Origin of the sequence: Stutzerimonas sp. VN223-3, from assembly GCF_045999685.1 — a bacterium.
GTDB lineage: Bacteria > Pseudomonadota > Gammaproteobacteria > Pseudomonadales > Pseudomonadaceae > Stutzerimonas > Stutzerimonas stutzeri_AR.
On the sequence record NZ_RBEC01000001.1, the window covers coordinates 191,961 to 215,599 of the forward strand.

At 61.2% G+C, this 23,639-nt stretch carries 23 protein-coding genes; 7 read left to right on the forward strand and 16 right to left on the reverse strand.

Annotated features, from left to right (window positions below; translation table 11 throughout):
- Entirely contained in the window at positions 1 to 210 is a 210-nt protein-coding gene (locus D7241_RS00950) for a hypothetical protein (protein WP_408099929.1), read from the forward strand.
- 178 nt (positions 211 to 388) lie between these two features.
- On the opposite strand, the gene D7241_RS00955 is transcribed toward D7241_RS00950, so the two are convergent.
- From D7241_RS00955 to D7241_RS00985, 7 genes are all read right to left on the reverse strand, one after another.
- Positions 389 to 1,765, reverse strand: coding sequence for a 4Fe-4S binding protein (locus D7241_RS00955; protein WP_408099930.1), 1,377 nt, complete (start codon positions 1,763 to 1,765; stop codon positions 389 to 391).
- Entirely contained in the window at positions 1,762 to 2,619 is an 858-nt protein-coding gene (locus D7241_RS00960; protein WP_408099931.1) for an FTR1 family protein, read from the reverse strand. The genes D7241_RS00955 and D7241_RS00960 overlap by 4 nt, the downstream gene beginning before the upstream one ends.
- 99 nt (positions 2,620 to 2,718) lie before the next feature.
- The gene (locus tag D7241_RS00965) at positions 2,719 to 3,048 is read right to left on the reverse strand and encodes a cupredoxin domain-containing protein (protein WP_408099932.1); all 330 of its coding nucleotides are present in this window, start codon (positions 3,046 to 3,048) and stop codon (positions 2,719 to 2,721) included.
- A 14-nt stretch (positions 3,049 to 3,062) separates the two neighbouring features.
- Positions 3,063 to 3,596 carry an iron transporter gene (locus tag D7241_RS00970; protein WP_408099933.1) on the reverse strand — a complete coding sequence of 178 codons (534 nt, stop codon included), beginning with the start codon at positions 3,594 to 3,596 and terminating at the stop codon, positions 3,063 to 3,065.
- 256 nt (positions 3,597 to 3,852) lie between these two features.
- Positions 3,853 to 5,394, reverse strand: coding sequence for a DHA2 family efflux MFS transporter permease subunit (locus tag D7241_RS00975; RefSeq protein ID WP_408099934.1), 1,542 nt, complete (start codon positions 5,392 to 5,394; stop codon positions 3,853 to 3,855).
- Positions 5,387 to 6,565: an HlyD family secretion protein gene (locus D7241_RS00980; RefSeq protein WP_408099935.1), complete on the reverse strand. Its 1,179-nt coding sequence runs from the start codon at positions 6,563 to 6,565 to the stop codon at positions 5,387 to 5,389. Before D7241_RS00980 ends, D7241_RS00975 begins: the two co-directional genes overlap by 8 nt.
- Entirely contained in the window at positions 6,558 to 7,022 is a 465-nt protein-coding gene (locus D7241_RS00985; protein ID WP_255982254.1) for a MarR family winged helix-turn-helix transcriptional regulator, read from the reverse strand. The genes D7241_RS00980 and D7241_RS00985 overlap by 8 nt, the downstream gene beginning before the upstream one ends.
- Before the next feature lie 275 nt (positions 7,023 to 7,297).
- Between D7241_RS00985 and mdtD the strand changes: the two genes are divergently transcribed.
- Positions 7,298 to 8,710 (forward strand): multidrug transporter subunit MdtD, encoded by a 1,413-nt coding sequence (mdtD, locus tag D7241_RS00990; protein WP_408099936.1) that lies wholly within the window; start codon positions 7,298 to 7,300, stop codon positions 8,708 to 8,710.
- A 42-nt stretch (positions 8,711 to 8,752) separates the two neighbouring features.
- Here mdtD and D7241_RS00995 read toward each other — a convergent pair whose 3' ends face one another.
- The 4 genes from D7241_RS00995 to D7241_RS01010 all read right to left on the reverse strand — a co-directional run bounded on the left by D7241_RS00995 (position 8,753) and on the right by D7241_RS01010 (position 11,593).
- Positions 8,753 to 8,965, reverse strand: coding sequence for a hypothetical protein (locus D7241_RS00995; RefSeq protein ID WP_255982250.1), 213 nt, complete (start codon positions 8,963 to 8,965; stop codon positions 8,753 to 8,755).
- A gap of 172 nt (positions 8,966 to 9,137) precedes the next feature.
- Complete coding sequence (locus D7241_RS01000) at positions 9,138 to 10,007, reverse strand: helix-turn-helix transcriptional regulator (RefSeq protein ID WP_408099937.1); 870 nt, start codon at positions 10,005 to 10,007, stop codon at positions 9,138 to 9,140.
- A gap of 10 nt (positions 10,008 to 10,017) precedes the next feature.
- Positions 10,018 to 10,638 (reverse strand): NTP transferase domain-containing protein, encoded by a 621-nt coding sequence (locus tag D7241_RS01005; protein WP_408099938.1) that lies wholly within the window; start codon positions 10,636 to 10,638, stop codon positions 10,018 to 10,020.
- On the reverse strand, positions 10,628 to 11,593 hold the full coding sequence (locus D7241_RS01010) for an XdhC family protein (protein ID WP_408099939.1): 966 nt from the start codon (positions 11,591 to 11,593) through the stop codon (positions 10,628 to 10,630). The genes D7241_RS01005 and D7241_RS01010 overlap by 11 nt, the downstream gene beginning before the upstream one ends.
- 89 nt (positions 11,594 to 11,682) lie before the next feature.
- On the opposite strand from D7241_RS01010, the gene D7241_RS01015 reads away from it, so the two are divergent.
- Complete coding sequence (locus tag D7241_RS01015) at positions 11,683 to 12,459, forward strand: alpha/beta fold hydrolase (RefSeq protein ID WP_408099940.1); 777 nt, start codon at positions 11,683 to 11,685, stop codon at positions 12,457 to 12,459.
- A 43-nt stretch (positions 12,460 to 12,502) separates the two neighbouring features.
- On the opposite strand, the gene D7241_RS01020 is transcribed toward D7241_RS01015, so the two are convergent.
- From D7241_RS01020 to D7241_RS01035, 4 genes are all read right to left on the reverse strand, one after another.
- Positions 12,503 to 13,141: a UbiX family flavin prenyltransferase gene (locus tag D7241_RS01020; protein WP_255982243.1), complete on the reverse strand. Its 639-nt coding sequence runs from the start codon at positions 13,139 to 13,141 to the stop codon at positions 12,503 to 12,505.
- Positions 13,128 to 14,078: a LysR family transcriptional regulator gene (locus D7241_RS01025; RefSeq protein ID WP_408099941.1), complete on the reverse strand. Its 951-nt coding sequence runs from the start codon at positions 14,076 to 14,078 to the stop codon at positions 13,128 to 13,130. The genes D7241_RS01020 and D7241_RS01025 overlap by 14 nt, the downstream gene beginning before the upstream one ends.
- 22 nt (positions 14,079 to 14,100) lie before the next feature.
- Positions 14,101 to 15,540, reverse strand: coding sequence for an aldehyde dehydrogenase family protein (locus tag D7241_RS01030; protein WP_408099942.1), 1,440 nt, complete (start codon positions 15,538 to 15,540; stop codon positions 14,101 to 14,103).
- Positions 15,541 to 15,678: 138 nt separating this feature from the next.
- On the reverse strand, positions 15,679 to 17,130 hold the full coding sequence (locus D7241_RS01035) for a UbiD family decarboxylase (RefSeq protein WP_408099943.1): 1,452 nt from the start codon (positions 17,128 to 17,130) through the stop codon (positions 15,679 to 15,681).
- A 528-nt stretch (positions 17,131 to 17,658) separates the two neighbouring features.
- On the opposite strand from D7241_RS01035, the gene D7241_RS01040 reads away from it, so the two are divergent.
- The 4 genes from D7241_RS01040 (at position 17,659) to D7241_RS01055 (ending at position 21,364) form a co-directional block, all read left to right on the forward strand.
- Positions 17,659 to 18,642 carry a TRAP transporter substrate-binding protein gene (locus D7241_RS01040; protein ID WP_408099944.1) on the forward strand — a complete coding sequence of 328 codons (984 nt, stop codon included), beginning with the start codon at positions 17,659 to 17,661 and terminating at the stop codon, positions 18,640 to 18,642.
- A gap of 69 nt (positions 18,643 to 18,711) precedes the next feature.
- Positions 18,712 to 19,281, forward strand: coding sequence for a TRAP transporter small permease (locus D7241_RS01045; RefSeq protein ID WP_408099945.1), 570 nt, complete (start codon positions 18,712 to 18,714; stop codon positions 19,279 to 19,281).
- Positions 19,282 to 19,283: 2 nt separating this feature from the next.
- On the forward strand, positions 19,284 to 20,543 hold the full coding sequence (locus D7241_RS01050) for a TRAP transporter large permease (RefSeq protein ID WP_408099946.1): 1,260 nt from the start codon (positions 19,284 to 19,286) through the stop codon (positions 20,541 to 20,543).
- 62 nt (positions 20,544 to 20,605) lie between these two features.
- A complete protein-coding gene (locus D7241_RS01055; protein ID WP_408099947.1) occupies positions 20,606 to 21,364 on the forward strand; it encodes an SDR family NAD(P)-dependent oxidoreductase in 759 nt (252 codons plus the stop codon).
- Between the two features lie 633 nt (positions 21,365 to 21,997).
- On the opposite strand, the gene D7241_RS01060 is transcribed toward D7241_RS01055, so the two are convergent.
- The gene (locus D7241_RS01060; protein ID WP_408099948.1) at positions 21,998 to 23,635 is read right to left on the reverse strand and encodes a thiamine pyrophosphate-binding protein; all 1,638 of its coding nucleotides are present in this window, start codon (positions 23,633 to 23,635) and stop codon (positions 21,998 to 22,000) included.
- Positions 23,636 to 23,639 lie beyond the last annotated feature (4 nt).

Genomic DNA, 23,639 nt, shown 5'->3' on the forward strand with positions numbered 1-23,639 from the left:
ATGGCCCTGGACCATGATCAGTTCGAGGCGCTGCTGAGCGAAGCGCAGGCACACGCCGACCGAGCCGCCAGCGAGAACGACGCACAGCACTATCGGCAGGCTTTCGAAGCCAGCCTCAAGGCGATGCGCTTGCTGGCGGAGGAGTCGGGCGCTTGGCGGCAGATGGTCGCCCGCGCCACCGAAGAATTCGAAGGCGACGAGGGAATTTGAGGGTGGAGCAGGGCCGAAAGAAGCGCTGGAGGCTGGACGAGATGAGATGGCCGAGCTTTGAGGCTTGAGCGGGCTTGCGGTGGGCTGAAGCGGAACGCCGCCCGGCCCACCCTACGCGGTAGGCACCGCTTGGGCAGGTAGTAGGGTGGGCTTTAGCCCACCAACTGAAACGAGCGAATCAGCTCCAGCCCCAGAACTGCAGATACCAGCCATAGCCGACCAGCGCAGTGCCCAACCCGATGCACGCGAAGGCCATCAGGCGGCGCAGGCCGTTGGCACCGTAACGGCTAATCACCTTCCAGGCCAGATACAGGCTCCAGCCTATGGCACCAACCAGCAACAATGCGCGGGCGGGCTGCGCCCAGGCGAGGATCAAACCTTCGTAACGCAGCAGCTTGACGGTGGTTGCCAACAGGCCGAGAAACAGACCGGCTCCGCCCAGTGGTGTAAAGGCCAACGCCAGGTGTTGGAAGACGTTGTCGCCACGACCCATCAGGCGTACCGCGGCACGCAACAGTAACCAGAGTGCACCGCCGATGATCAGCGAGCTGGCACCAATGTAAGCGAGGATTACCGTGCCATCGAGCCAGGTGAAGGCGTCGTTGGCCTGCGGGTAGTGGGTCAATAGCCACCAAGGTGCGTTGGCCTGCAGCGGCCAGAAAATGTCTCGATCAACCAGCCATTCCGCCACCGCCTGCTTGAGCGTGATGAACCAGGGGCTGACTGTCCACTGGAACGCGCCCATGGCCAAGCCGATCATGCCGAACAGCAGCAGGCTACTGTCCCAGTGATTGTTTTGCGGCTGCTCGCCGACGATGAGAATTTCTTCGTTGGGCGATCGCGCGGCGAGGGCGACGGCACCGCGCTGCCCGCTGCAACGACCGCAGGCGTGGCATTCGCTATTGCCCTGCATGCGGCGGATGTCGATCAGCGGTGCGCAATTGGGCGTGGCCAGTTTCGGTCCCTGATTGGCCTGCCAACGTTCTTCATCGACCTTGTAGTGCATCGGCGCAAGGCGCGCGAGCAGGCCGAATACGCCGCTCACCGGGCACAAGTGCCGGCACCAGACGCGCTTGCCGCGACCGTAGAGAAAGCCAACGATCATCGCCGCGACCGTCGAGCCGCCAAGAATCAACGCGGCCGCACGGCCATAGTCATAGACGCTGATCAACTGGCCGTAGACCGTCGTCAGGACGAACGCGATGGTCGGCCAGCCGCTCCAGCGCATCCATTTCGGAGTGCCCTTGTTCAGCCCACGCCAGCTGATCCATTCGCTGAGCGAACCTTCCGGACAAAGCACACCGCACCAGAGCCGGCCGAAAATCACCATCGACAGCAAGACGAACGGCCACCACAGCCCCCAGAACAGGAACTGGGCGAACACCGTAATGTTGTCGAGCATGCGCGCCTCGGAAGGCGGCAGTGAAAGAACGGCGGGCACCAGCAGCAGGACCAGATAGAAACCGACCACTAGCCACTGGATCAGGCGGATGGCCTTGGCATGCTGGCGCAGCAGGTCGCCGATACGTGCCAGCCAGGGAGTGCTGGCGATCATGCTGGGCGCGCCTCCAGACGAGCCTCCGGTCTTGGTCGCAACCAGACCCAGACGGCCAGCCAGTACAGCGCCATGAGAATTACCGCCGCCAGCGAAGGCATGGCGCGGTATCCGGTCAGCCCGGCAATGGTGCTGCCCAGCGTGCCGCCATCATCGAGCAGCGCCGAGCTGTCCCACAGCGCGTCACCGAAGACCGTATAAAGCACGTCTGGCACATCCATGCCCATGAGCTGACCGCTGAAACGATCGAGTCCGGCCATCAATAGTGCAGCGCCGAGCAATAACAGCAGGGCCTCGCTGACCTTGAAGAAGCGCTTCCAGGAGAACACGCGGCTACCGGCCTGTAGAGCCGCATAGCTGAGCAGCGCGAGGACGAAGCCAAGCACGCCGCCGATGATGAAACCGGTAAGATCGGTACCCTGCTGCTGATGGCCGATACCGTAGAGGAACACCACCGTCTCGCTGCCTTCGCGGGCCACGGCGAGCATCGCCAGCACCAGCAGACCGATGCCACTGCCCTGGCTCAAACGCGCCGCGGCATTGTCGACCAGACTGCGTTTGAGGTCGCGACCGTGATGATGCATCCAACCGACCATCTGCAGAATCAGGACGCTGGCGACCACTAGCATGCCGCACTGAAACCACTCTCCCGCCGGACCAGCCAGCCAGTCGCCAGCCCTGAGAATGCCCCAGGCCAATAGCGTTGCCAGGCCCAACCCGGCTGCTACGCCACCCCAAAGCATGCGTAGCGCGTGGCGGTTATTCGGTTGCTGGCTCAGCCAGGCATGCAGAATACCGATGACCAGCAGGGCCTCGACGCTTTCGCGCCAGACGATGAACAGGGATTGGCCCATTTCGCTTCTCCTGTGGGGTGGCCCGCGTGGCTGGTTGTTGTTCGATTCGGCGGCGAAGCGTCGAGACCGAAAGTGCGCCAGCCGTGCAGGCCACAGGGACTACTTGGCGATGATTTCGCCTTCCGGGAGGTCCAGGTGGAACTCGTCGAAGAAGGGATAACGACCCGGTTTGAGCGGGTGAATCACAACGAACGAGGTGACGCCAGGCGAGAGCACCTTTTCCACCCGCAGAGGCGTGCTCTCGAACTCGGTCGGGCCGCTACCGGCATTGATCACGACGATCTTGAAGCGCTGGCGAGCCGGCACTTCAAGAGTCGCCGGCTCGAAATGGCCGTCGCGAATGGTCAGCTCGTAGGTTGGCAGCCCTGCCTGAGCCACGCCGGAAAAAACGGCGAGCAAGGGCAGGGCGTACAGCAGAGCGCGTTGCATGGCTGGCCTCCGGCTCAATAGCCGCCTTTTTTGCCGATGCCAGCGTAGGTGAACTCGTAGTTCAGCTCGCAGCGTTCGAACCAGGGCGCGACGCCGGTTTCCTTGTCGACATGGCGGCCGAACATGGCGTGATCGCCACCCGGCGGCGAGACGGTGAAGGTCAGCGTGTACTTGCCTGGGCCCATCAGCTTGACGTTGTCGCCGTAGTGCGGCCCGTCATTGGCAACCATCGGATGGAAGTCGCCCTCGATCTTCTCGTCGGAGCCTTTCTTGCTCAGCGCGTAGCGGATGTTCAGGTAGGACACGAAGCTGCCTTCCTGCCAGCCGTTGCGGTTGCCCTCGGTGGCGGCGATATCGGCTTCCAGATGCACATCGGACTTGGCGGCATCGAGCATCATGCCGGCAGGTTCCATCTCGACGGGCTGCAGATACACCGCACCGACTTCCATACCGCCGCACTGCTGCGGTTCACCGATTGGATATTCCTTGGCTTGGGCGAGGGGAGCGAGCAGCAGTGAAGCGACGGCGAGGGTAGCGGGAATGCGCATGAAGTCTCCGAAGAGTTAATGGGTAGCGGGAAAGTTCGCACCTGTGATGGTTAACGATAATGATTCGCGTCAATTCTGAACGAAATACTTTGTTACGTATAGGGCTGATCGGACAGAGCGACAAGGAATCGATGTGCCAAACGCAAGAATGGTGGGGTTCGGAGCGCGAGGGTGCGTTGAGTTGTCGCAGTCGTTCAGGCTAGCTTGATGACGATTCGAGGGGGCTCATCTTGATCGTGGAGCGAACTCGATTTGCTTATTCCAATACCGGCCCATGATCGCTGCTCGGCAGCGTACGCGGCGGCTTCATCATCAGTAACAATGGCATCACCACCAGCGAAAGCACCATCAGTAGCTTGAAGTCGTCGATGTAGGCGATCCAGCTCGCTTGGGTACTGATCATGCTATCCAGCATCGCCCGCCCACTGACCGTCAGCGGATCGAGCACGTTGCTGATTGGCCAGGCATCGAATGCCCGGTTGAAGTCGGTGACATGCGCGCCGATTTCGGCATGGTTGATCTGCGTGTTCTGCACCAGCAATACGGTGACTATGGATATCCCCACGCTGGAGCCGACGTTGCGCGACAGGCTATACAGCCCGGTGCCGTCCGCACGCAGCGACACCGGCAGCGTGGCAAAGGCGACCGTCGATAGCGGTACGAACATGAAGCCAAGGCTGGCGCCCTGCATTAGGCCGACGTAGATCACCGTTTGCATGGACACATCGGGCGTCCAACCGGTCATCAGCCACATCGAGCCAGCCGAAAGCGCAAGCCCCCAGAATAACAACCAGCGCGTGTCGACTTTTCCAACCAGGCGCCCGGCCAGATACATGGTCAGCATGGTGCCCAGACCTCGGGGCCCCAAGGCCATCCCCGCCGTCAGTACCGGGTAGCCCATCAGGTTCTGCAAGTACGGCGTCATTAGCGCCAGGGAGGCGAGGTAAGTAACACCGATGATGAAGATAAATACCAGGCTCAGGCTGAAGTTGCGGTCCTTGAACAATCTCAGACTGATAAAGGGGTCTTTGGCTGTGAAGGTGTGCACGAGGAAAACGTAGAGGGCGGACAGGGCCACCACAGCCTCGATGACAATCTCCAGGGATGAAAACCAACCCAGTTGCTCGCCACGGTCGAGGAACAATTGCACCGCCAGGATGGCTACGCTGAGGGAGCCGAAACCTAGCCAGTCGAGACGTGAGGTTTTATCCGACGGTGTTTCCGCCACATAACGCATGATGCCGAGCAGCGCCAACAGGCCAATGGGCAGGTTGATAAAAAACACCCAGCGCCAACTGAGGTTTTCGGTCAGCCAGCCGCCGAGCATCGGCCCAAGCACCGGCCCGACCATCACTGAAACGCCAAACAGGCCCATGGCTGAGCCACGTTCTTCCAGCGGATAGATATCCAGCAGAATGCCTTGGGACAACGGAACCAGCGCGGCCCCAGCCAGGCCCTGCATAAGCCGGAACGCAATGATTTCTTCCAGCGACTGGGCGACTCCACATAGCACCGATGACAATACGAAACCGACGATAGCCCACAGCAATACGGTTTTGCGTCCGAAGCGGCGAGCGAGAAATGCCGAGGGCGGGGTCATGATCGCGGCGGCCACAATGTAAGAGGTCAGCACCCAGTTGATCTGGTCTGAGCTGGCCGACACGCTGCCCTGCATATAGGGCAGGGCGACATTGGCAATGGTGGTGTCCAGTGCCTGCATGATTACCGCCAGCACAACGCATGCGGTGATCATCAGCCGCTGCGTGGAGGGTGGCATCACCGTGTCGCTGTCACTCATGGGCCTGCGCCCTGCTGACGAACAGGCCGCTGAACAATTCTGGCATGCCACGGGCATGGCCGGTGTCGACGTCCGCTTCCACGCTCATCCCGTGACGCAGAGGTGGTTTCCCAGCGGCGTCATCGATGCTGATGCGCACCGGAATACGCTGCACCACTTTCACCCAGTTGCCTGTGGTGTTCTGCGCCGGAAGCAGGGAGAAGCTCGAGCTGGACGCCGGGCTAATGCTTTCAACCGTGCCATGCCAGGTCACGCCGGGATAGGTGTCGACGCTGATTTCCACCGGTTGGCCCGGCTGCATATGGGTGAGTTCGGTTTCCTTCGGCGAGGCGGCAACCCAAATGTGTTCGGTGGATACCAGGCTGAATCCAGATTGCGGTGGTTGCAGATAGGCGCCGGTGGCGAGCGCGTCAACGTTGGTGACGATGCCGGCAAAGGGCGCCACCACCACCGAATTTTTCAAATTGCGCGCCGCCTCATCGACCCGGGCCTGGGCCTGCATATAGGCCGGTTGCTGCTCCAGAGGCAGATCGATACTGCCGCCCAGTTGCGCAAGCGTGGTCTGGGCTTGAGCCTTGGCCACCGCGACTTTTTGCTGGGCGGCTTTTAGAAGGTGGCGGGCGTCGTCGTACTGGGTTCTCGACACCGCCGAAACGCCCAGCAGCTTCTCCAGGCGTATCACATTCGTCTCGTAGTAAGGGATTTCCGATTGCGCCTGAGTGATTTCTGCCAAGGCCTGGACATAGCTGGCCTTGAGATTTTCCAGCTGGTTGCGGACCTCACCCAATTGCGCCTCGGCACTGTCCAGAGCGATTTGAAAGGGCTTAGGACGCAGACGAAACAATACCTGCCCTTTACTCACCAGTTGGTTATCGGTGACTTCAATGGATTCGACGATCCCGGCTACATCGGTGGAAACCCCCACGCGGTCGGCCTGGATATAGGCGTTGTCGGTGGAAATCACCTGGCCACCCAGTACATACAGAGCGCCACAGGCCAGCAGGGCGATGGGTAGCAACAGGAAAAGGCCGCGGCGCAGCCGTTGCCCCGTCGCCGACGATGGCTCCGACGGTTTGGTTTGGCTGGTAGCTGAGGTTTGCGGACGGGCAAGGGGCGCGCTTTCGGCGTGCTCGGCCGAGGTAGGCAGGTCTTCGGTGCGAAGTTCAGACATCGCTTGGCTCCTCATTGTCTACCGGCTGGTCGCAGGCATAGAGCAGGTTCGCGCGCATGCGCGCCAGGAATTGCTCTAGCTGCCGGCCTTCTGCTTCGGAGAAATCAATCATGGTTTCGACGCGGGTCTGCTCGCCAAGGGTGCGCATGACCTGCAGCAGTGGGTGAGATTCCGGCGTGAGGTAGAGCAGTGTCATCCGCCGGTCGGTGGGATGGGGGCGGCGTTCAACCAGGCCGCGCTCCTGCATCTTGTCAAGCAGGCGTACCAGGGTGATCGATTCGATTTCCAGCAGATCGGCCAAGCCTTTCTGGTGGATGCCCTCGTTCATGGCCAGCTTGGACAGCACCTGCCATTGCGAGCGCGTCAGGCCTATCTGTCGCGCACGCTGCTCGAAGCGTTTGCGCATCAGGCGCGCAACGTCATGCAGAACAAAACCTATGGTCGGTTGGGTCGTCATTGCTCTCACCAAATTCACAAGCGTGCTTATGATAGTTTGGCTTGTTAGAAGCGGGCTACCAGAATTTCTGACCCCGTGATGGCAAACCAGCCCAGCAGCGCCTCGACTGGCTATGCCTGAGCGCCTCGCGGCGCGCTTCCAGTTCATCGCCGAGGCTAAGGGCTTCCATGCCACTGACAGCCCTTCGTCGATCTCACCGAGCTATCGGGCAGCGTGAAGATCTGCTCGATCGCCGATGACGGTCTACCATGGTGTTTTTCAAGTCAGGAGGGCTTATGCCTCAAACCGCCGCGCTGGACGCCAGAACCGCCCGTGTATTGCCCTGGCTGGTCGCGATTGCGTTCTTCATGCAGACCCTCGACGGCACCATCCTCAACACCGCCTTGCCAGCCATGGCGCGCGATCTTGCAGAAGATCCGTTGCGCATGCAGGGCGTGGTCATCGCCTACATGCTCACCGTGGCGCTACTGATTCCGGCATCGGGGTGGGTCGCGGATCGCTTCGGCACCCGGCGGATCTTCTTCTCCGCCATTGTGTTGTTCACAGCCGGCTCGTTGCTGTGCGCAATGAGCGCGAGCTTCAATCAGCTGGTGATTTCGCGAGTGGTGCAGGCTGTGGGTGGTGCGCTGATGCTGCCGGTCGGGCGCCTGGTCGTGCTGCGTGCCTATCCGCGCAGCGAATTCGTGCGCGTGATGACGTTCATCGCGCTGCCGGGCATGGTCGGTCCGCTGATCGGTCCGACCCTCGGCGGCTGGCTGGTGGAATACGCGTCCTGGCACTGGATATTCCTGATCAACCTGCCGGTTGGGCTGGTAGGTTGCATCGCCGCGTTTCGCTTCATGCCAGATCTGAAAAGCGCCGAGCGAATCCGTTTCGACACCATCGGCTTTATGCTTTTCGGCGGTGCGATGGTGCTGATCACCATCGCGCTGGAAGGGCTCGGCGATATGCAGATGCCGCATGCCCGTGTCCTGCTACTGATGGTTATCGGCAGCGCCTGCCTGGCTGCTTACTGGTTGCGCGCCGGGCATGTCGACAATCCGCTGTTCAGCCCGTCGTTGTTCCGAACCCGCAGCTTCGCCGTCGGTATCTTCGGTAATTTGTTCGCCCGCCTGGGCAGTGGTGCGCTGCCATTCATGCTGCCGTTGTTGCTGCAAGTAGCCCTGGGCTATTCGCCAGCAGAGGCGGGGATGACCATGATTCCGCTGGCAATTGGCGCCATGCTGATCAAGCCGCTGGCCAAACCGCTAATTGATCGCCTTGGCTATCGACGAATTCTGGTCGGCAATACCCTGCTGCTGGGTAGCTTGATTGCAAGCCTGGCGACGATCGACGCAAGTACCCCAACGGTATCTCTGCTGCTGCACCTGAGCCTGATTGGCGTGGTCAACTCGATGCAGTTCACTGCGATGAACACCGTAACCCTGGTCGGCCTTAGCAATCAGAGCGCCAGCAGTGGCAACAGCCTGCTATCGGTGGTGGTGCAGTTGTCGATGAGCCTGGGCGTGGCCTCGGCCGGTGCTCTGCTTGGCGGCTTCACCGCCCCCGGTGCCGAGGGCGAGGCTGTGCTGCAGGCGTTCCACCTGACTTTCCTTTGCATCGGTGCGATGTCGATGTTGGCCGCATCGCTGTTCTTTCAGTTAGACAGCAAGCAGGTCATGGCCGCCAGGCTTATCGACGAGCAATGAACGATTTGTGTGGGTCTGGGTGGCTGGGGCATGGAAGCGAGATCAGCCGATGCAGAGCTCGGCTTCTTCTTCCTCGGGGATCTGGTCGGTGACGATTACGCGCGCGTGGTGGCTGTTTTCCTCCTCCATGCGCAGGCCATAGTAGCTGGAGTCGTACGCATCCCAGAACGCCTCGACCTGCTCAATCGTGGCGGCTTCAAGAAGAACCTCCAGGCTGTGTTCCAGAACGATCGTGTAGAGTTTTTCAGCAGACATGATAAGCAGGCTCGCGCTCGATTCAGAAAAGCGGCTGCTCCGCTGCAGCCGTGATGTCATTCTGACAGCTAACGCTTCTTTAGCAGTGGCCGCTCATCGCCTTTCCACCGCGTTCCGCTGAACGGTTCATTCGCTGGGTTGTCGCCGCAATAGCAGCGCCAACGCCCCGTTATCAGCTTTTGACGGAGTTGGACGGCGAGTAGCTGTCCACAACCCGGCGGTACTGGCTCGGGGATGCCCCTATATGTTGTTGAAAGAATCGCGTGAAGTGCCCCTGTTCGGAAAATCCGAGATTCTCGGCCAATTTGCCAAGTGTTCCGGTGCGCTCGTGCTCCAGCCAGGAAAAGGCTTGGCGCATACGTGCGTCGTTCAGCATCAGCATGGGTGTCATGCCGGTGTCCTGACGGAAGAGCGTGAAAAAGTGCGCACGTGAAAGCCCCCCCGCTCGCGCTGCGTTAGCGATGCACTGCGGATCGTCCAGGTGTGTCTGCAGATAGTCGCAGGCCCGCCGGACGCGTGCGTCTCGGAAACCCTGTCGCGTCTGTATACCCAGCCGGCAGAGCTGGCGCCATTGTGAATAGTCTTCGATCAGCTCGATGAGGAAATCGAACAACAGAAATTCGATACGCTCAAGCGGTACCAGTCCGGACGAATAGGTCTCGGCGATTAGCCGGTCAGCCATAGCCCGGTTCTTGCTACTGAGCTCAATGCATGGCTGTGAAAAGAATTCCGGATGCCCGCTGAGCGCCAACGACTGTTGCGCGTCGGCCAGCCATGCCGGTTCGATATAAAGCGCAAGGATCTGGGTGTGCTCGGAGCCCTGCTGGTAATCATAGAAGTGCGGCTGCCAGGCGTTTACCAGCACGGCGCAACGGTCGGTGAGCGGAACCTGACGTCCGTTCACGTTGAAAAACGTATCGGCGCCTGCTGCCTTCACAAGCACATGACATTCATGATGCGAGTGGGTCACCAGCGGTCGGTCCATGTCTAGAAGGGCAACCCGGCCGAACTTGCCGTGAAATACACGTTGGGCAATGGACATCGTTAGCGCCTCACGGTGAGGCCGGTGTGTGAAAACCGGCGGGTTCGGGAGCAGAAGCAAGATCGGACGGCACGTCGACATCCAGATGGCTACCCGGGTCTGTGACGTTGATCAATACATGTGCGGTCGGGTGTCGGGCGATCAGCGCGCTTCCACCCTTATCGCCATCCAGCGCGCGAAGCTGCGGCCAGAATTGACGACCGAACAGCACAGGATGTCCAGGCCGCCCCATATGACAAGGCTGGACGATTCCATCCTCAGTCGCTGCCTGGGCCAATTGCGCCAGCGTAGCCGTCGAAATCCAGGGCATATCGCCTAGCAGGACGGCGATAGCCCGTGCCGGTTGCGCATGAATGGCTGTCACGCCGTCCGCCAGGCTTGCTCCCATTCCATGTTCGGCGCGAGCTGCATGCACAACGCGCACATTTGGCGGTAGACGGTAATCCGAGAGCTGATCATCTGAACGCAGCACGAGCACCAATTCGGAAAACACCGATGCCGCGACCCGCAAAGTTGTCTCCAACACGCCGTGGCCATCGCTGAGGCGGGCCAAGCGCTTGTCGGCGCCGAAACGACGAGCCTGCCCGGCGGCGAGAACCAGGCCGATGACTCCATTCGCTTCAGAGCGCATCACGGGCCTTGCCTCGGTACACGCGCAATACGTCCGCCATTACCGAAAGGGCGATTTCGGCCGGAGTCTTGCTGCCTAGATCCAGCCCGATAGGCATGTGGATGCGCTCGATTTGCTCCAGGCTCAGGCCGCCGACGCGCTGCAGCCGTTCCGCCCGGTTGGATGAGGTCTGTCGCGAACCCATGGCACCGATGTAGAACGCCGGCGTCCGTACGGCTTCCATCAGCGCGAGGTCATCGATGCGCGGATCATGGGTTAGTGCAACCACCGCAGTGGCCTCGTGGCATCCTCCCGACGCGATGAACATGGAAGGCAACACCGGTCGGACCTCAATACCCTCGACCAGCATGCCCTGCATCTCCTCGCGGGGGTCGCAGACAATCACCTCGCAGCCAAGTGCCCGTGCGAAGCCGGCGCAGGCTTGCGCTACCGGTGACACGCCAGCGAGCAGCAGGCGCAACGCCGGTCCAATGCGAATCTCGGCATGTTCATCCATGAGGCAGGTCTGCTCGCCGCCTCGGTCGGGCAGCAGCTCCGCGTTACCGGTCGTGAGGTTTACCCGGCGCAGAAGACGGCGCTGGCCTTGCAGTGCCGCCTGCAAGGCCTCCAGATGGTTTGCCAAAGCTTCAGTCGGCGCGTGATGCTCGACCAGCACCTGAAGAATGCCGCCGCAGGGCAGACGGAGCCGGTGCCGATCATCGGCGCTCTCACCGTAGCGAACGATTTGCGCGGGCGCGCGTAGTTCGCCCTGCGCAAGGCTGGCGAGAAAGTCCTCTTCGACGCAGCCGCCGGACAAAGAGCCGACATGGGAGCCATCCGCACGCGCAACGAGCAATGCACCCGGCGCCCTAGGTGCCGATCCATAGGTCGACAGAACCGTGCATAGCCATAGCTCGTGACCGTCTGTCACCCATCGCAGGGCTTGCTCGATTACCTGTAGATCAAGATGTTGCATGCCTGTTTTCCCCTGGTCGCGGACAACGCATTGGCGCGCCGTGATAATCGGTTACCCTTCAACCCCCGCTCTACTAGGAAGCTTGTGGGATGTCGTCTTGCTCCTTTCTCGATACCGGTACGGCCACGCTGGAGTATCGGTTGTTGTCCAACGCGGATTCGACTGGTCCGACGCTTGTTCTGTTGCATGAGGGTTTGGGTTGTGTCGCCCTGTGGAAGGATTTTCCCGACACGCTCGCTGCCGCAACGGGCCTGTCGGTTCTTGCCTACAGCCGGCAAGGCTATGGCGGATCGAGCGCAGTACCGCTGCCACGCCGGCTGGATTACTTGAGCGAAGCCGGCCCTGATGAACTGGCTCAGGTTATCGAGGCGCTTGGGCTCGACAACGTGGTGCTGGTTGGCCACAGCGATGGGGCTTCGATCGCCCTGGCTTACGCCGCACGCAATGATCCGCGCGTTCGAGGCGTGGTGGCGCTCGCGCCGCACGTCACGGTCGAGCCGGCGAGCCTCGACGGTATCCGCCAGACTACCGGTCAGTTCCTTGACGGCGGCCTGCGCGAACAGCTCGCCGCCTATCACGGCATGAACACGGACGGCGCTTTTCATGGCTGGAGCGACACCTGGCTGGACCCGGACTTCACCGGCTGGCATCTGCTCGACCATTTGCCGCGCATTGCAGTACCGGTGCTGGCGCTCCAGGGGCGGGACGATGAGTACGCAACCACCGAGCAAATGGCGCTGATAGCGCATCACGTGCCCGACAGCCGCACCGAGCTGCTCGACAACTGCCGGCATTTTCCGCAGAACCAGGCCAGGAGCAATACTCTCGAGCTGATCGGCCAGTTCCTGGCCACGCTCCCGGCATAGTGCGTTTAAGCCTGACAACGCGTCACCTCGCCGGCCGTTCATCTCAACCCTGCTCGTCGGCCATCGCCGTCTCGATTTCGTCCAGAGTCGGAACTGCTTCGGGCTCATCACGCCAGCGGCGGACGACTCCCAGCTCGATGTCGAACATGTCCAGCACGCGCCCGACCGTGTGGTTGACCATGTCATCGATCGATGTCGGTCGGGCATAGAAGGCCGGGACCGGTGGCGCGATGACGGCGCCAAGTTCAGCCAGCTCGGTCATGGTGCGCAGGTGGTTCCGGTGCAATGGCGTTTCGCGCACCATCAATACCAGCCGGCGCTGCTCCTTCAGAATGACGTCCGCCGCGCGAGTCAGCAGGGTAGAGGTCACCCCGCTGGCAATTTCCGACATGGTACGCACCGAGCAAGGGGCGATGATCATGCCCATGGTCTTGAACGATCCGCTGGCGATGGCTGCGCCGATGTCCTGATTGGAGTAGCTCACGGTCGCCATGGTCTTGAGCTGCGACCATGAGAGACCGGTTTCGTGAGCGAGGGTGATCAGCGCCGATTTGGTGACCATCAGGTGGGTCTCGATCGGTGTGTCGCGCAACAGCTCCAGCAGGCGCACGCCATATATCGCACCCGAAGCGCCTGATATCCCGATGATGAGCCGTTGAGGGCGAGGATTAGCTGAGATCATTATCGGTGTCCTGTATCGCGCCTTCCTTATAGAAATGGATGGCATTGAGAGCGGTGCCCAGCGTCTTGCTGATGATGTCGACGAATAGCGTGGCGGCAGGCGTGAGTGGTCGCCGGCTGTCGTGTACGCAGACCATTCGACGGGTGATTCCGGGATTCGCAAGCGGATAGGCACGCAACGCGCCGTCTTCCAGCCCGCGTTGCAACACGGTGGCTGGCAGCACACTGATCCAGTCGCTGCGGCGCAGAAAGCTCTCGATCACCGTCAGGTCATCGAGTTCGAGATGCGGGGTCAATTCGATTCCATGAACGGCGAGCGCCTGGTCGATGACGATGCGCAGGCCGTGGCGGCGGGAAGGCAGAACCAGCTTCAGTTTCGGCAACGCGCTGAGCGGTACGGGCATCGGCATGCGCAACCGGGTAGTGGCGCCGGTTGCAACGAGCAGCTCTTCGTCGAGGATATCGATCCGGTTCAGATGCTCCTGCTGGAAGCTCTGGTTGATGACGGCGAAGTCCAGTGCGCCAGACAGCACGCGATCGATCAGGTCCTGGCTATAGCCGTAGCTGACCTGCAGATCGACGTCCGGGTGATGCTCGACGAAATAGGCGAGGGTGCTTGCCAGCGCCTGGTTGGCCGCCGAGGCGATCAGGCCTGCGTTGATCCTTCCGCCGATCTTGCCGCTGCGGTCGATCAACGCTTGGCGGGCCTCTAGCAGTTCACTGAGGATCGGCATGAACAAACGGTAGGCCTGTACGCCGGCTTCGGTTGGCGTCATGCCTTTGGGCGTGCGGTCGAACAACGGTTGGCCGAGCTCTTCTTCCAGCTTGGCAATCTGCATCGAGAGGGCTGGCTGCACGATGTTCAGACGCTGCGCCGCCTTCGTGACCGAACCCTCTTCATACAGGCAGGTGAAGTACTTCAGTTGGCGCAGTTCCATATCTGACCTCAGTGTTGGCTACCTACAGGGTGCCGACATTCTGGTAGACGTGCTTGAGCTCTGTAAAATCCATTAGCGCGTCATAGCCGTGGAGTCGGCCCAGCCCACTCTTGCGATAGCCCCCCGTTTCCGCCTCGGCGAAAAGCTTGTTGTGGTCGTTGATCCACACCGTACCATTGCGCAGCGCCCGGGCGAGGCGCATGGCGCGCGCGCCATCGTGAGTCCAGACGCTCGCTGACAGACCGAAGTCCGAGTGATTGGCGCGGGCAATCGCCTCGGCATCATCCTCGAACGCCTCCAGAACCAATAGCGGTCCGAAGATTTCCTCCTGGCAAAAGAACGCACCGCTGTCGCGATGGGCGATCAGCGTAGGTGAGAGGAACGCGCCGGCGCCCAACGGGCCATCCGGTTGGCCTCCAGCCAGCAGCACCTCATCGCAGCTGCCCATGGCTTCAGCGATCCGTTGTCCCACCAGATCGCGAGAGTGCCAGTCGATCAGCGGCCCCATTTGTGTGGTGGCTTCAAGACCATGACCGAGGCGTATCTCGCCCAATGCGGCGGCGAGAGCCTTTTTCATCTCCGCCAAGCGGCTGACGTGTACCAGCACGCGGCGGGCTGCCGTGCATTGCTGGCCGGAAATGATCATGGCTGCCGCAGCGAGCTTTAGTGCCACGGCCGTAATGTCCGCATCTTCGAGCACCACACAGCAGGATTTGCCGCCGAGCTCGAGCGACAACTTCTTCATGGTCGGCGCTGCGTCTTGCATGATCCGCGTTCCGGTTGCCGTCGAACCTGTGAAACTGAGCACGTCCACCGCAGGTGAGGCGACGAGGTGGGCGGCACCGACGTGACCGGTTTCCGCGAACAGATTGACGGCGCCGCGCGGCAACAGGGGCAACTGCAGCAAGGGTTCGAGAAAGGCGGCATTGAATAGTGCGGTTTGTGGCGCCGGCTTGATCACACAGGTGCAGCCGGCCGCCAATGCAGGCGCTAGCGCGCGCACCAGCAAAACGGCCGGAGCGTTCCAGGGAATGATCAGGGCTGCGACCCCCGCAGGCTCGCGGAGCATGGTGGAAAATTCGCCGGGTGCCACCTCCAGCACATGGCCTGGAATGTGGCGAGCCAGGCCCGCGTAATACAGGATTTCCGAGATGGCGCCGCCGATTTCGCCACGTGATTGCGCCAGCGCCTTGCCGTTCTCGCGGGTCAGCAGGATCGCAAGATCCTCGTGACGACTTTTGAGGGCGGCGGCCCATTCCAAGAGGACCTGTTGGCGCAGGCGCGGGTTTTGTGACCACTGTGGCTCGGCAAAGGCGCGTGCGGCCGCATCGACGGCGGCCTGAGCTTCGCGCAGCCCGCCGTCTGCAAACTGGCCGATGGCTTCAGCATTGGCCGGGTCCAGGCTTTCGCTCCACTGACCGCTTTCGCACCAGTCTCCATCGATGAAATGTCGAGCCTGCATTGGATTCTCCTATTGGGAATTTCTTGTTCGAATTTGATTGGCTGGCCGCTTCATCCGCTTCATCCGGTCGAGACGGTAGCCGGTTTGCGCCGCGCCATTGCAAGGCGCCCCGCGCACGTTGCTGTCTCGCTGAGTAGCTCAGTCGTGCCGCGAGTGGGTCAATAGCTGCTCCCAATCTTCGCCGGCCAACTGGCAGGCTTCGGCGAGCTCCACCTCAGCTTCGCCGGGAACTCGGATGCGCTTGAAACGCATCGGTGGGGCCGCAAGGGGAACTGTGGCATCGAAGCCCATCTTCGAACCGATGCCGTCACGCGTGGAGGGGTCGAGCTTGGAACATTGGGATTCGTGGATAAGTACCAGATCGCGATCGGCTTGAAAGCGCGTCGCTACCGCCCACTCGACTTCGGTGGGGTTATGGATGTCGACATCGGTATCCACGACGACGACATGCTTGATGTCGTAGTGCCCGCCGAGCGCACCGAGGATGACGTTCTTCGCCTCGCCCTCGGAACGCTTGTCGATCTGCACATACAGGTGATACCGGCATACGCCTCCCCGAGCCAGATGCACGTCGCGCACCGAAGGGAAGCTGCGCCGCAGATGGGCCAGCATCGTTGCTTCGCGCGGAATGCCGCCCAGCAGAAGATGCTCCAGACCACCACCGACGATGGTATGAAACATCGGTGAGTCCCGGTGAGTGACAGCATCCACCTCGATTACGTGTCGCTCGGCACGCTCGCCGTAATACTGCGGGAATTCACCGAAAGGACCTTCTTCTTCGCGCGTATTCGCCAGCAGCCTTCCTTCGATGACGATCTCGGCATCGGCCGGCACGCGGATGCGGTTAGTGACGCATTTGGCGACCTTGAGCGGTTGGCCGTGAAGTGCGCCGGCAATTTCCAGTTCATCGTGGTCGATCGGCACGATCGCCTGGGATGCCATCAGGGTCAGGGGGTCGCAGCCGACGACTACCGCGACCTCCAGATCCTCGCCAACGCTTTCGGTTTCCTGGAAGTACGCCAAGGTATGGCGTGGCAGCAGCAGGGCGCCGAGGCGGTTGTGACTACTGACCTGCAAGCGATGGATCGATACGTTCTGCACGCCGGTACGCGGGTTGCGTGTAATAAGCAGCCCCGCGGTAATGTAGGCGCCGCTGTCGTGCTCGTTATGCGTCGGGATCGGCAGCTGCGCCAGCAGATCCACATCGCGATGCACGACCTGCTGGCACACCGCATCCTCGGTTTCCTGCCATGGCAGTGGGTTCAGGCTGGCTTCTTCGAAACGGGCCAGTACCCGAGATGATTCGACCCCCATCGCCTCGGCCATCCACTGACGGTCCGACAGCAGGCCGGAGATAACCGGAATGGAGTGGCCGCTTGGGCGGAGAAACAGCGAGGCGCTCTGGCCGTCGAGACGGTTCGCTATCGCAGCGACACCGAAACGCAGCTCGGTGCCCGCTCGGACGATATTGAAACGACCGCTTTGTTGGAGGTGATTCAGCCAGCCCCGCAAGCTGGCTCCAACCGGCAGAGCGGGTCCGGTGTTTTCGACGGAATAGGAAGGCTTGGGCGACATAGATGGCTCTCTCATGATTATTCTTTCGGCCATGCTAGGAGGCAGCGACACACCTGCCTATTAAGCTTTTCTGATGCATCTCATCAGTGTCGGCGATGCCCTGAGTTGCGCTGGGAAGCAGCTTGGGCAGCTGCTGCCATAACGTTCGCTGATTGCTCGGATCATTATTCACTAATGGCCGTTGGGCGCTGGCGTGGGCTACGTTCTTGTGCGCAATCAAGGCGGTGCGGTGACCCGACAGTGTCGTTCGATCACCGTCTTGGCCAATAAGAATAAAGGGGTTGTCATGAGCGCTCTTCTTGCACGCGATATCCGACCGAGTCTCGCCTTCGCCTGCCGCGAACCTGCTGGCTAGCGCAGCCGAGTGGGCGCCGTTCGACTCTTGGCATCCTCCTGGGCCGTCCTGCAATCACGCAGCGCCAGACTCCTTCACATCAAACCTGACGGCCCGCAGCGCGCAGGCCTGTCGACTCCTGGCGAATGCCATCGCTTGATGCAGTCCCATCGCCGCCCTTGAATTCATGCAAATCAAAGGTGAACACAGTGAAGAAAACAACAAAATGGCTATGTGCTCTTTTTTCCGCGACTGCCCTGTTCGCCAGCGTCGGGGCCAGCGCAAAGGACCTGCGGCTTGGCCTGATCGTGCCAGGCACACATGCCTGGACGCAGGCCGCGCAGGCCATGGGCGACGAGCTCAAGGAGCGTTCCGAGGGTAAATACAGCGTCTCGGTATTCCCTGCGGGGCAACTGGGCAGCGAGGCGCGGATGCTGCAGCAATTGCAGACTGGCGCGCTGGATATGGCGTTCATGACCACCGCCGAGATCGCCAACCGAGTGCCTGATTTCGGCGCGCTGTTCGCGCCCTACCTGGTGAAGGATGTGGTGCAGGCCGGCCAACTGCTCAATGGCCCCGCCGCCCAGGGCCTGCTGACGCAACTGCCCGCCAAGGCTGGCGTTGTGGGCCTCGGTTATGGCGTGGCAGGGATGCGGCTCATGCTCAATGCGTTCCCTACGGACAGCGTCGATGCGGTCGAGGGTCGCAAGATGCGCATTACGCCGTTCCCGCCAGTGCAGGATTTCTACCGTTTGCTCGGCGCCGCCGCAACGCCCATGCCGATCACCGATGTCTACGACGCCCTGGCCAACGGCCAGGTGGACGGTGTCGACGCCGATCTGGAACTGATCTGGAAGCTGCGCTTGCATGAGCGCGCCAAGACGGTGTTGCAGAGCAATCACATGATGTTCCCGGTAATTGGCCTGATGTCCGGCCGCATCTGGGCGCAGACCGGCGAAGAAGACCGCAAGCTGATTCGCGAGCTGGCGCGCAAGCATCTCGACAGCCTGACCGCGCAATACGCGCAATCCGAAGCGCAGACGCAAGCCAGTATCGAGGAGTCAGGCATCAAGGTGACGCAGGTAGGCCCCGAGTTCTTTGGCGACAAGCTTCAGCAGTGGGAAGACATCTGGATGAAAAAGACGCCGGTGTTGGCCGATTTGCGCAAGGAAGCAGCAGCCCTCGCTCAGTGATCCGAACCTTGCCTGGGGGCGTTGGCCCCTGGGTGACCCGCTTATATTCAACCGCTTGGGGAAGTGCAGATGATTCATGCGCTGAGTAACGGCATTGGTCGGTTTGAACGAGGGGCGCTGCGGGCGCTGGTCCTGGTTTTGCCCATCATGATTCTGATCAACGTCGTTGGTCGGGCGCTGAGAACGCCGATCTTCTGGCTCGATGAGCTCGCCGTGTTGATCATGGTCTGGGTGGCAATGCTGGGCCTCAGTGTGACCCTCAAGACGCGCGACGCGGTGTCCGTCACCCTGTTGGCCGATGCGGTGCCGGATGGGGTCCGAAAGGCGCTCAGGTGTGCATCCGATCTGATCGTGCTGGGGTTTGCGGTCGCCATGCTAGTGCTCTGCTACCTGTGGTTCGATCCGCTGCTGCTGATCAGCAGTGGCTTCGATTTCGACGCGTTCGCGGCCAATTCCTTCAACTACGTCTATCAGGAACCGACCGCTACGCTCGGTATCGCCAAATTCTGGTTCTGGTTGATCTTGCCGATGGTGGCCTTGAGCAGCAGCGTTCATGCGCTGGCCAATCTGCTGGATACCTGGAAAACGCCGCAGTCCGAGTTGCGCACTGAGGTTTCTGCTGCCGGGGCTGGAGAATAAGCATGGTCATTGGAATCTTTGTTGTACTCCTGTTCATTGGTGTGCCGATCGCGCTGGTCCTGGCAGTGAGCGCGATGGCTTACATCCAGCTCAGTGGCAACAGCGTGCTGTTTCTGTCTTACCCGCAACAGTTCTTCGGCGGCCTGGACAACTACGGCCTGCTGGCCATTCCGCTGTTCATGCTGGTCGGCGAGTTGATGAACGAGGGTGGGATCACCAAGCGCCTGGTGGCGCTGGCGTCGGTCTTCCTGGGTTCGGTCCGCGGCGGGCTGGCCTACATCAATATCCTCGCCAACATGATGCTGGCCTCGATCGTTGGTTCTGCCAATGCCCAAGTCGCGGTCATGTCGCAGGTGATGGTTCCGGAAATGCATCGCAAGGGGTACGACCGCAACTTCGCAACCGCGACGACGGCGGCCGGTGCCTTGCTTGCGCCCGTCATTCCGCCTTCCATGCTGTTCGTGATTTTCGGGGTGCTGGCGCAGATATCCATCGGCGACCTGTTCATCGCCGGCATCGTTCCCGGGCTGTTGATGACAGCGGGGTTCATCTTGGTAATTGCTCTGCTCGGTTTCTTCTATCAGTACCCGCCGAGCGAGCGCCTGAGCCGGGCGCAGAAGATAAAGAACATCCTCGGTAGCGTGCCTTCTCTCAGCGTGCCCGTAGTGATGATCGGCAGCATCATCGGCGGCATCGCCACGCCGACGGAAGCGGCTGCGGTAGGCGGCGCGATGGCGGTGATAGTGGGTCGTTTCGCCCACGGCGAAATGAAGCTGGACCGAATGGGCGACATGCTTCTGCGCGTGGGCATCAACAGCGGTGTGGTCCTGGCGCTGGTGGCCGCCGCGGCGGTGTTCGGCTGGGTGATCGTCTATGAGCAGATCCCGCAGCAACTGGGCGAAATCATGCAAGGCATGACTTCCGATCCGTTCGTCTACATGTTGCTGCTTATCGCTTTGCTGCTGGTAGTCGGGATGGTGATCGATGGCATCGCAGCGTTGATTCTTCTAGTGCCGATAGTGCTGCCGGTGGCCGAGTCGGTCTACGGCATCAATGCCTATCACCTGGGCGTCATCATGTGCATCAACCTGACCCTCGGTTTGTTGACCCCGCCCGTTGGCGCAGCGCTCTACGTGGCATCCCGGGTTACCGGATGTCGCCCGGGCGACATCATGCGGCCATTGTTGCCATTCCTGATTATCACGCTGCTGGTGATGGTGCTTCTTGCCTGGCAGCCAGGGCTGGTGACGGCATTCCTTTAACAAGACCTGCAAGGTCGAAAGCCTGACCCCGGCCTTATGACCGGGCCTGACTGGAGAACGTTATGACTCGACTGAAAGACAAGGTGGTGATCGTCACCGGTGCCGCGCAGGGAATCGGCGCCACCTACGCCAGGGCGATGGCGGCGGAAGGCGCGCATATCGTGGTAGCCGATGTGCTGGATGGATCTGCCGTAGTCGACGAGATCGAGGCGGCGGGAGGCCAGGCGATTTCGGTGATGACCGATGTGTCCGACGAGGTTTCCGCCGCTGCCATGGCCACGGCGGCCATGGAGCGCTTCGGCCGAATTGACGTTCTGGTGAACAACGCGGCGATTTATGCATCGTTGAAAATGAAGTCGTTCGACGAAATCGATGTCGGTGAATGGGACAAGGTCATGGCCGTCAATGTGCGCGGTCCCTTCGTCTGCGCCAAGGCGGTAGCGCCGTACATGAAGGACCGTGGTTACGGGCGCATCATCAATATCTCGTCCGGTACCCCATTCAAGGGCACGCCTAACATGTTGCATTACGTCACCTCGAAAGGCGCGATCCTGGCGCTGACGCGGGCACTCGCCCGTGAACTGGGTGACCATGGCATCGCCGTAAATACGCTGGCACCGGGGCTGGTGCTGAGCGAGGGCGTGGTGGCCAACGCAGAGATGCGCGAACGCCTGACCGCACCCGTAATTGCCAGCCGCGCCATCAAACGCGACCAGATGCCCGAAGACCTTATCGGTCCGCTGCTTTTCCTGGCCTCGGATGACAGCGCCTTCATGACCGGCGAAACCGTGGTGGTCGACGGTGGCTCGGTAATGCATTGAGCGCAGTATGCTCGTGATCAAGTCATAGGCATGGGGCTGCGTGCGTGCCGTGGCGGATTGTCGTCCGGCTCGACCTCGCAGGCCCTCACCCTAGCCCTCTCCCGGAGGGAGAGGGGACTGATCCGAGTCGGCGCGAAGACATTGCTGTGATTGCAGCTTGCGCGTTGGCTTTGCTGCTTCCGCAGCGCAGCGTACTGTTCCGAATGGTGCGGGCTTGATCGGTAGCGGCATACGTTTTGAAGTTGACTGCCGGGCTTTCAGCTCACACCGAACTAGCCCCCTCTCCCTCAAGGGAGAGAAGGCTGTTCCGTGTCGGCGCGAGGGTATTGCTGTGATTGCAGCTTGCGTATTGGCCTGGCTGTTCCGCAGCGTCGCGTTCTTTTTCGAATGGCATGGGTTGAACGGTGGCCGCATAGGTTTGAAGTCGGCTGCCGCTCTGTCAGTTCACACCGAACTGTGCGACCGGGCATGGGTAACCCATGCTCCCGGTCTGGTCTGTCACCTATGTTGGCGGTTTGCACAAACCGGCTCCCTCTCCCTTGAGGGAGAGGGCTGGGGTGAGGGTGTGGGGCTTCGTACCATCCCGTTCGACGATCGCTTCTAATTAACTCGCCGGCACACCAGTTGATGCCATTAAGGCCTGAGTATTGCCGGGTCGATGATCAGTTCAATGAGGAAGGGACGATTCGCGGCCAGCGCCTGTTCAAACACTTCGGCGAACTGCTCGGTCTGCTCCACGCGGGCGGCACCGGCGCCAAACGCTTCCGCTAGCCGGAGCATGTCCGGGTTTATCAGGTCAGTGCCGTAGCGGCGTCCGGGATACTGTTTGTCCTGGTGCATGCGAATGGAGCCGTAGGACCCATTGTTGACCACGATGACGATGACGTTCGCTTTGTACTGCACGGCCGTCGCCAGCTCCTGGCAAGTCATCAGGAAGCAGCCATCGCCGGCAAAGCACACCGCCGGGCGTTCGGGATTGGCCAGCTTGGCTGCGATCGCCGCCGGCAGGCCGTAACCCATCGATCCAGAGGTAGGCGCAAGCTGGCTGCCTAGCGCGCGAAACGGGTAGAAGCGGTGCACCCATAACGTGTAATTGCCTGCGCCATTACTGATTACGGCGTTGGGCGGCAGTCGATTGCCAAGCCATTTTACGATTTCGCCTAGCTGCAGCGGGCCCGGTGATTCGGTCGGTTTGCTCCAGTCGAGGTAGGCCTGGCGAGCCCGGTCGAGCCAGGATTCGCGCTCCGCCGTCAATGGTGGTCTGGTCAGAGATCCGACAGCGTCGGCAAAACCCTGTATCCCGGCACAGATCGCAAGATCCGGTTGGTAGACACGGCCCAGTTCCTCGGCCTCGGGGTGGACATGAATAAGTTGCTGACGGGGTCGCGGGACCTCGACCAGCTCATAGTGCCGGGTGGCGATGTCACCCAGCCGGGTACCGACCGCAATCAACAGGTCGGCTTCCTTTATCAGCTCCGCCAGCTGGGGGTTCATGCCCAGGCCGGCGTCGCCTGCATAGTTCGGGCTGCCGTTGTCGAAGCGATCCTGCCGTCGGAAGGCTGTAACCACCGGCAGGCCGTGTATTTCGGCGAAGTGTTGCAACTGCTGGCGGCTTTCCGGCGTCCAGCCTGACCCGCCAAATATGGCGAGCGGCCTCCTGGCTTCGGCCATCAATGCGAGAAGCGACAGTACGTCGCGTGGGGCGGGGTAGCTCTGCACGCCGGGCGAGCGTTCAAGCTCGACCCTGTTCAGTTGTTGATAAAGAAGATCTTCCGGCAACCCCATTACCACGGGCCCCTTGCGTCCCGACTGGGCGGTGGCGAAGGCGCGGCTGACATACTCCGGAAGACGTTCAGCCTCTTGGATGTCCGAGGCCCACTTGGCGACCGACCCGAACAGCGCCTTTACGTTGACTTCCTGCCAGGCTTCTCGCTCCTGGAAGCCGCGCGGCACCTGACCGACGAACACCAGCAGCGGGGTCGAATCCTGTGACGCCACATGCAGCCCGGCCAGCGCGTTGGCGCTGCCGGGGCCACGAGTGGCGAAGCAGACGCCGGGGCGTCCGGTGATCTTGGCGTGTGCCTCGGCCATCATTGAGGCGCCGCCTTCCTGGCGGCATACCACCAGCTCGATGTCCGGTGCATCATGCAGGGCGTCGAGAACCGGCAGGAAACTTTCGCCGGGAACAGTGAACACGCGGTCGACGCCATTGCGCCGCAGCAACTCAACTATCGCTTGCCCGCCGGTTAGTGTTTCGGGATTGCCGATCATTCAT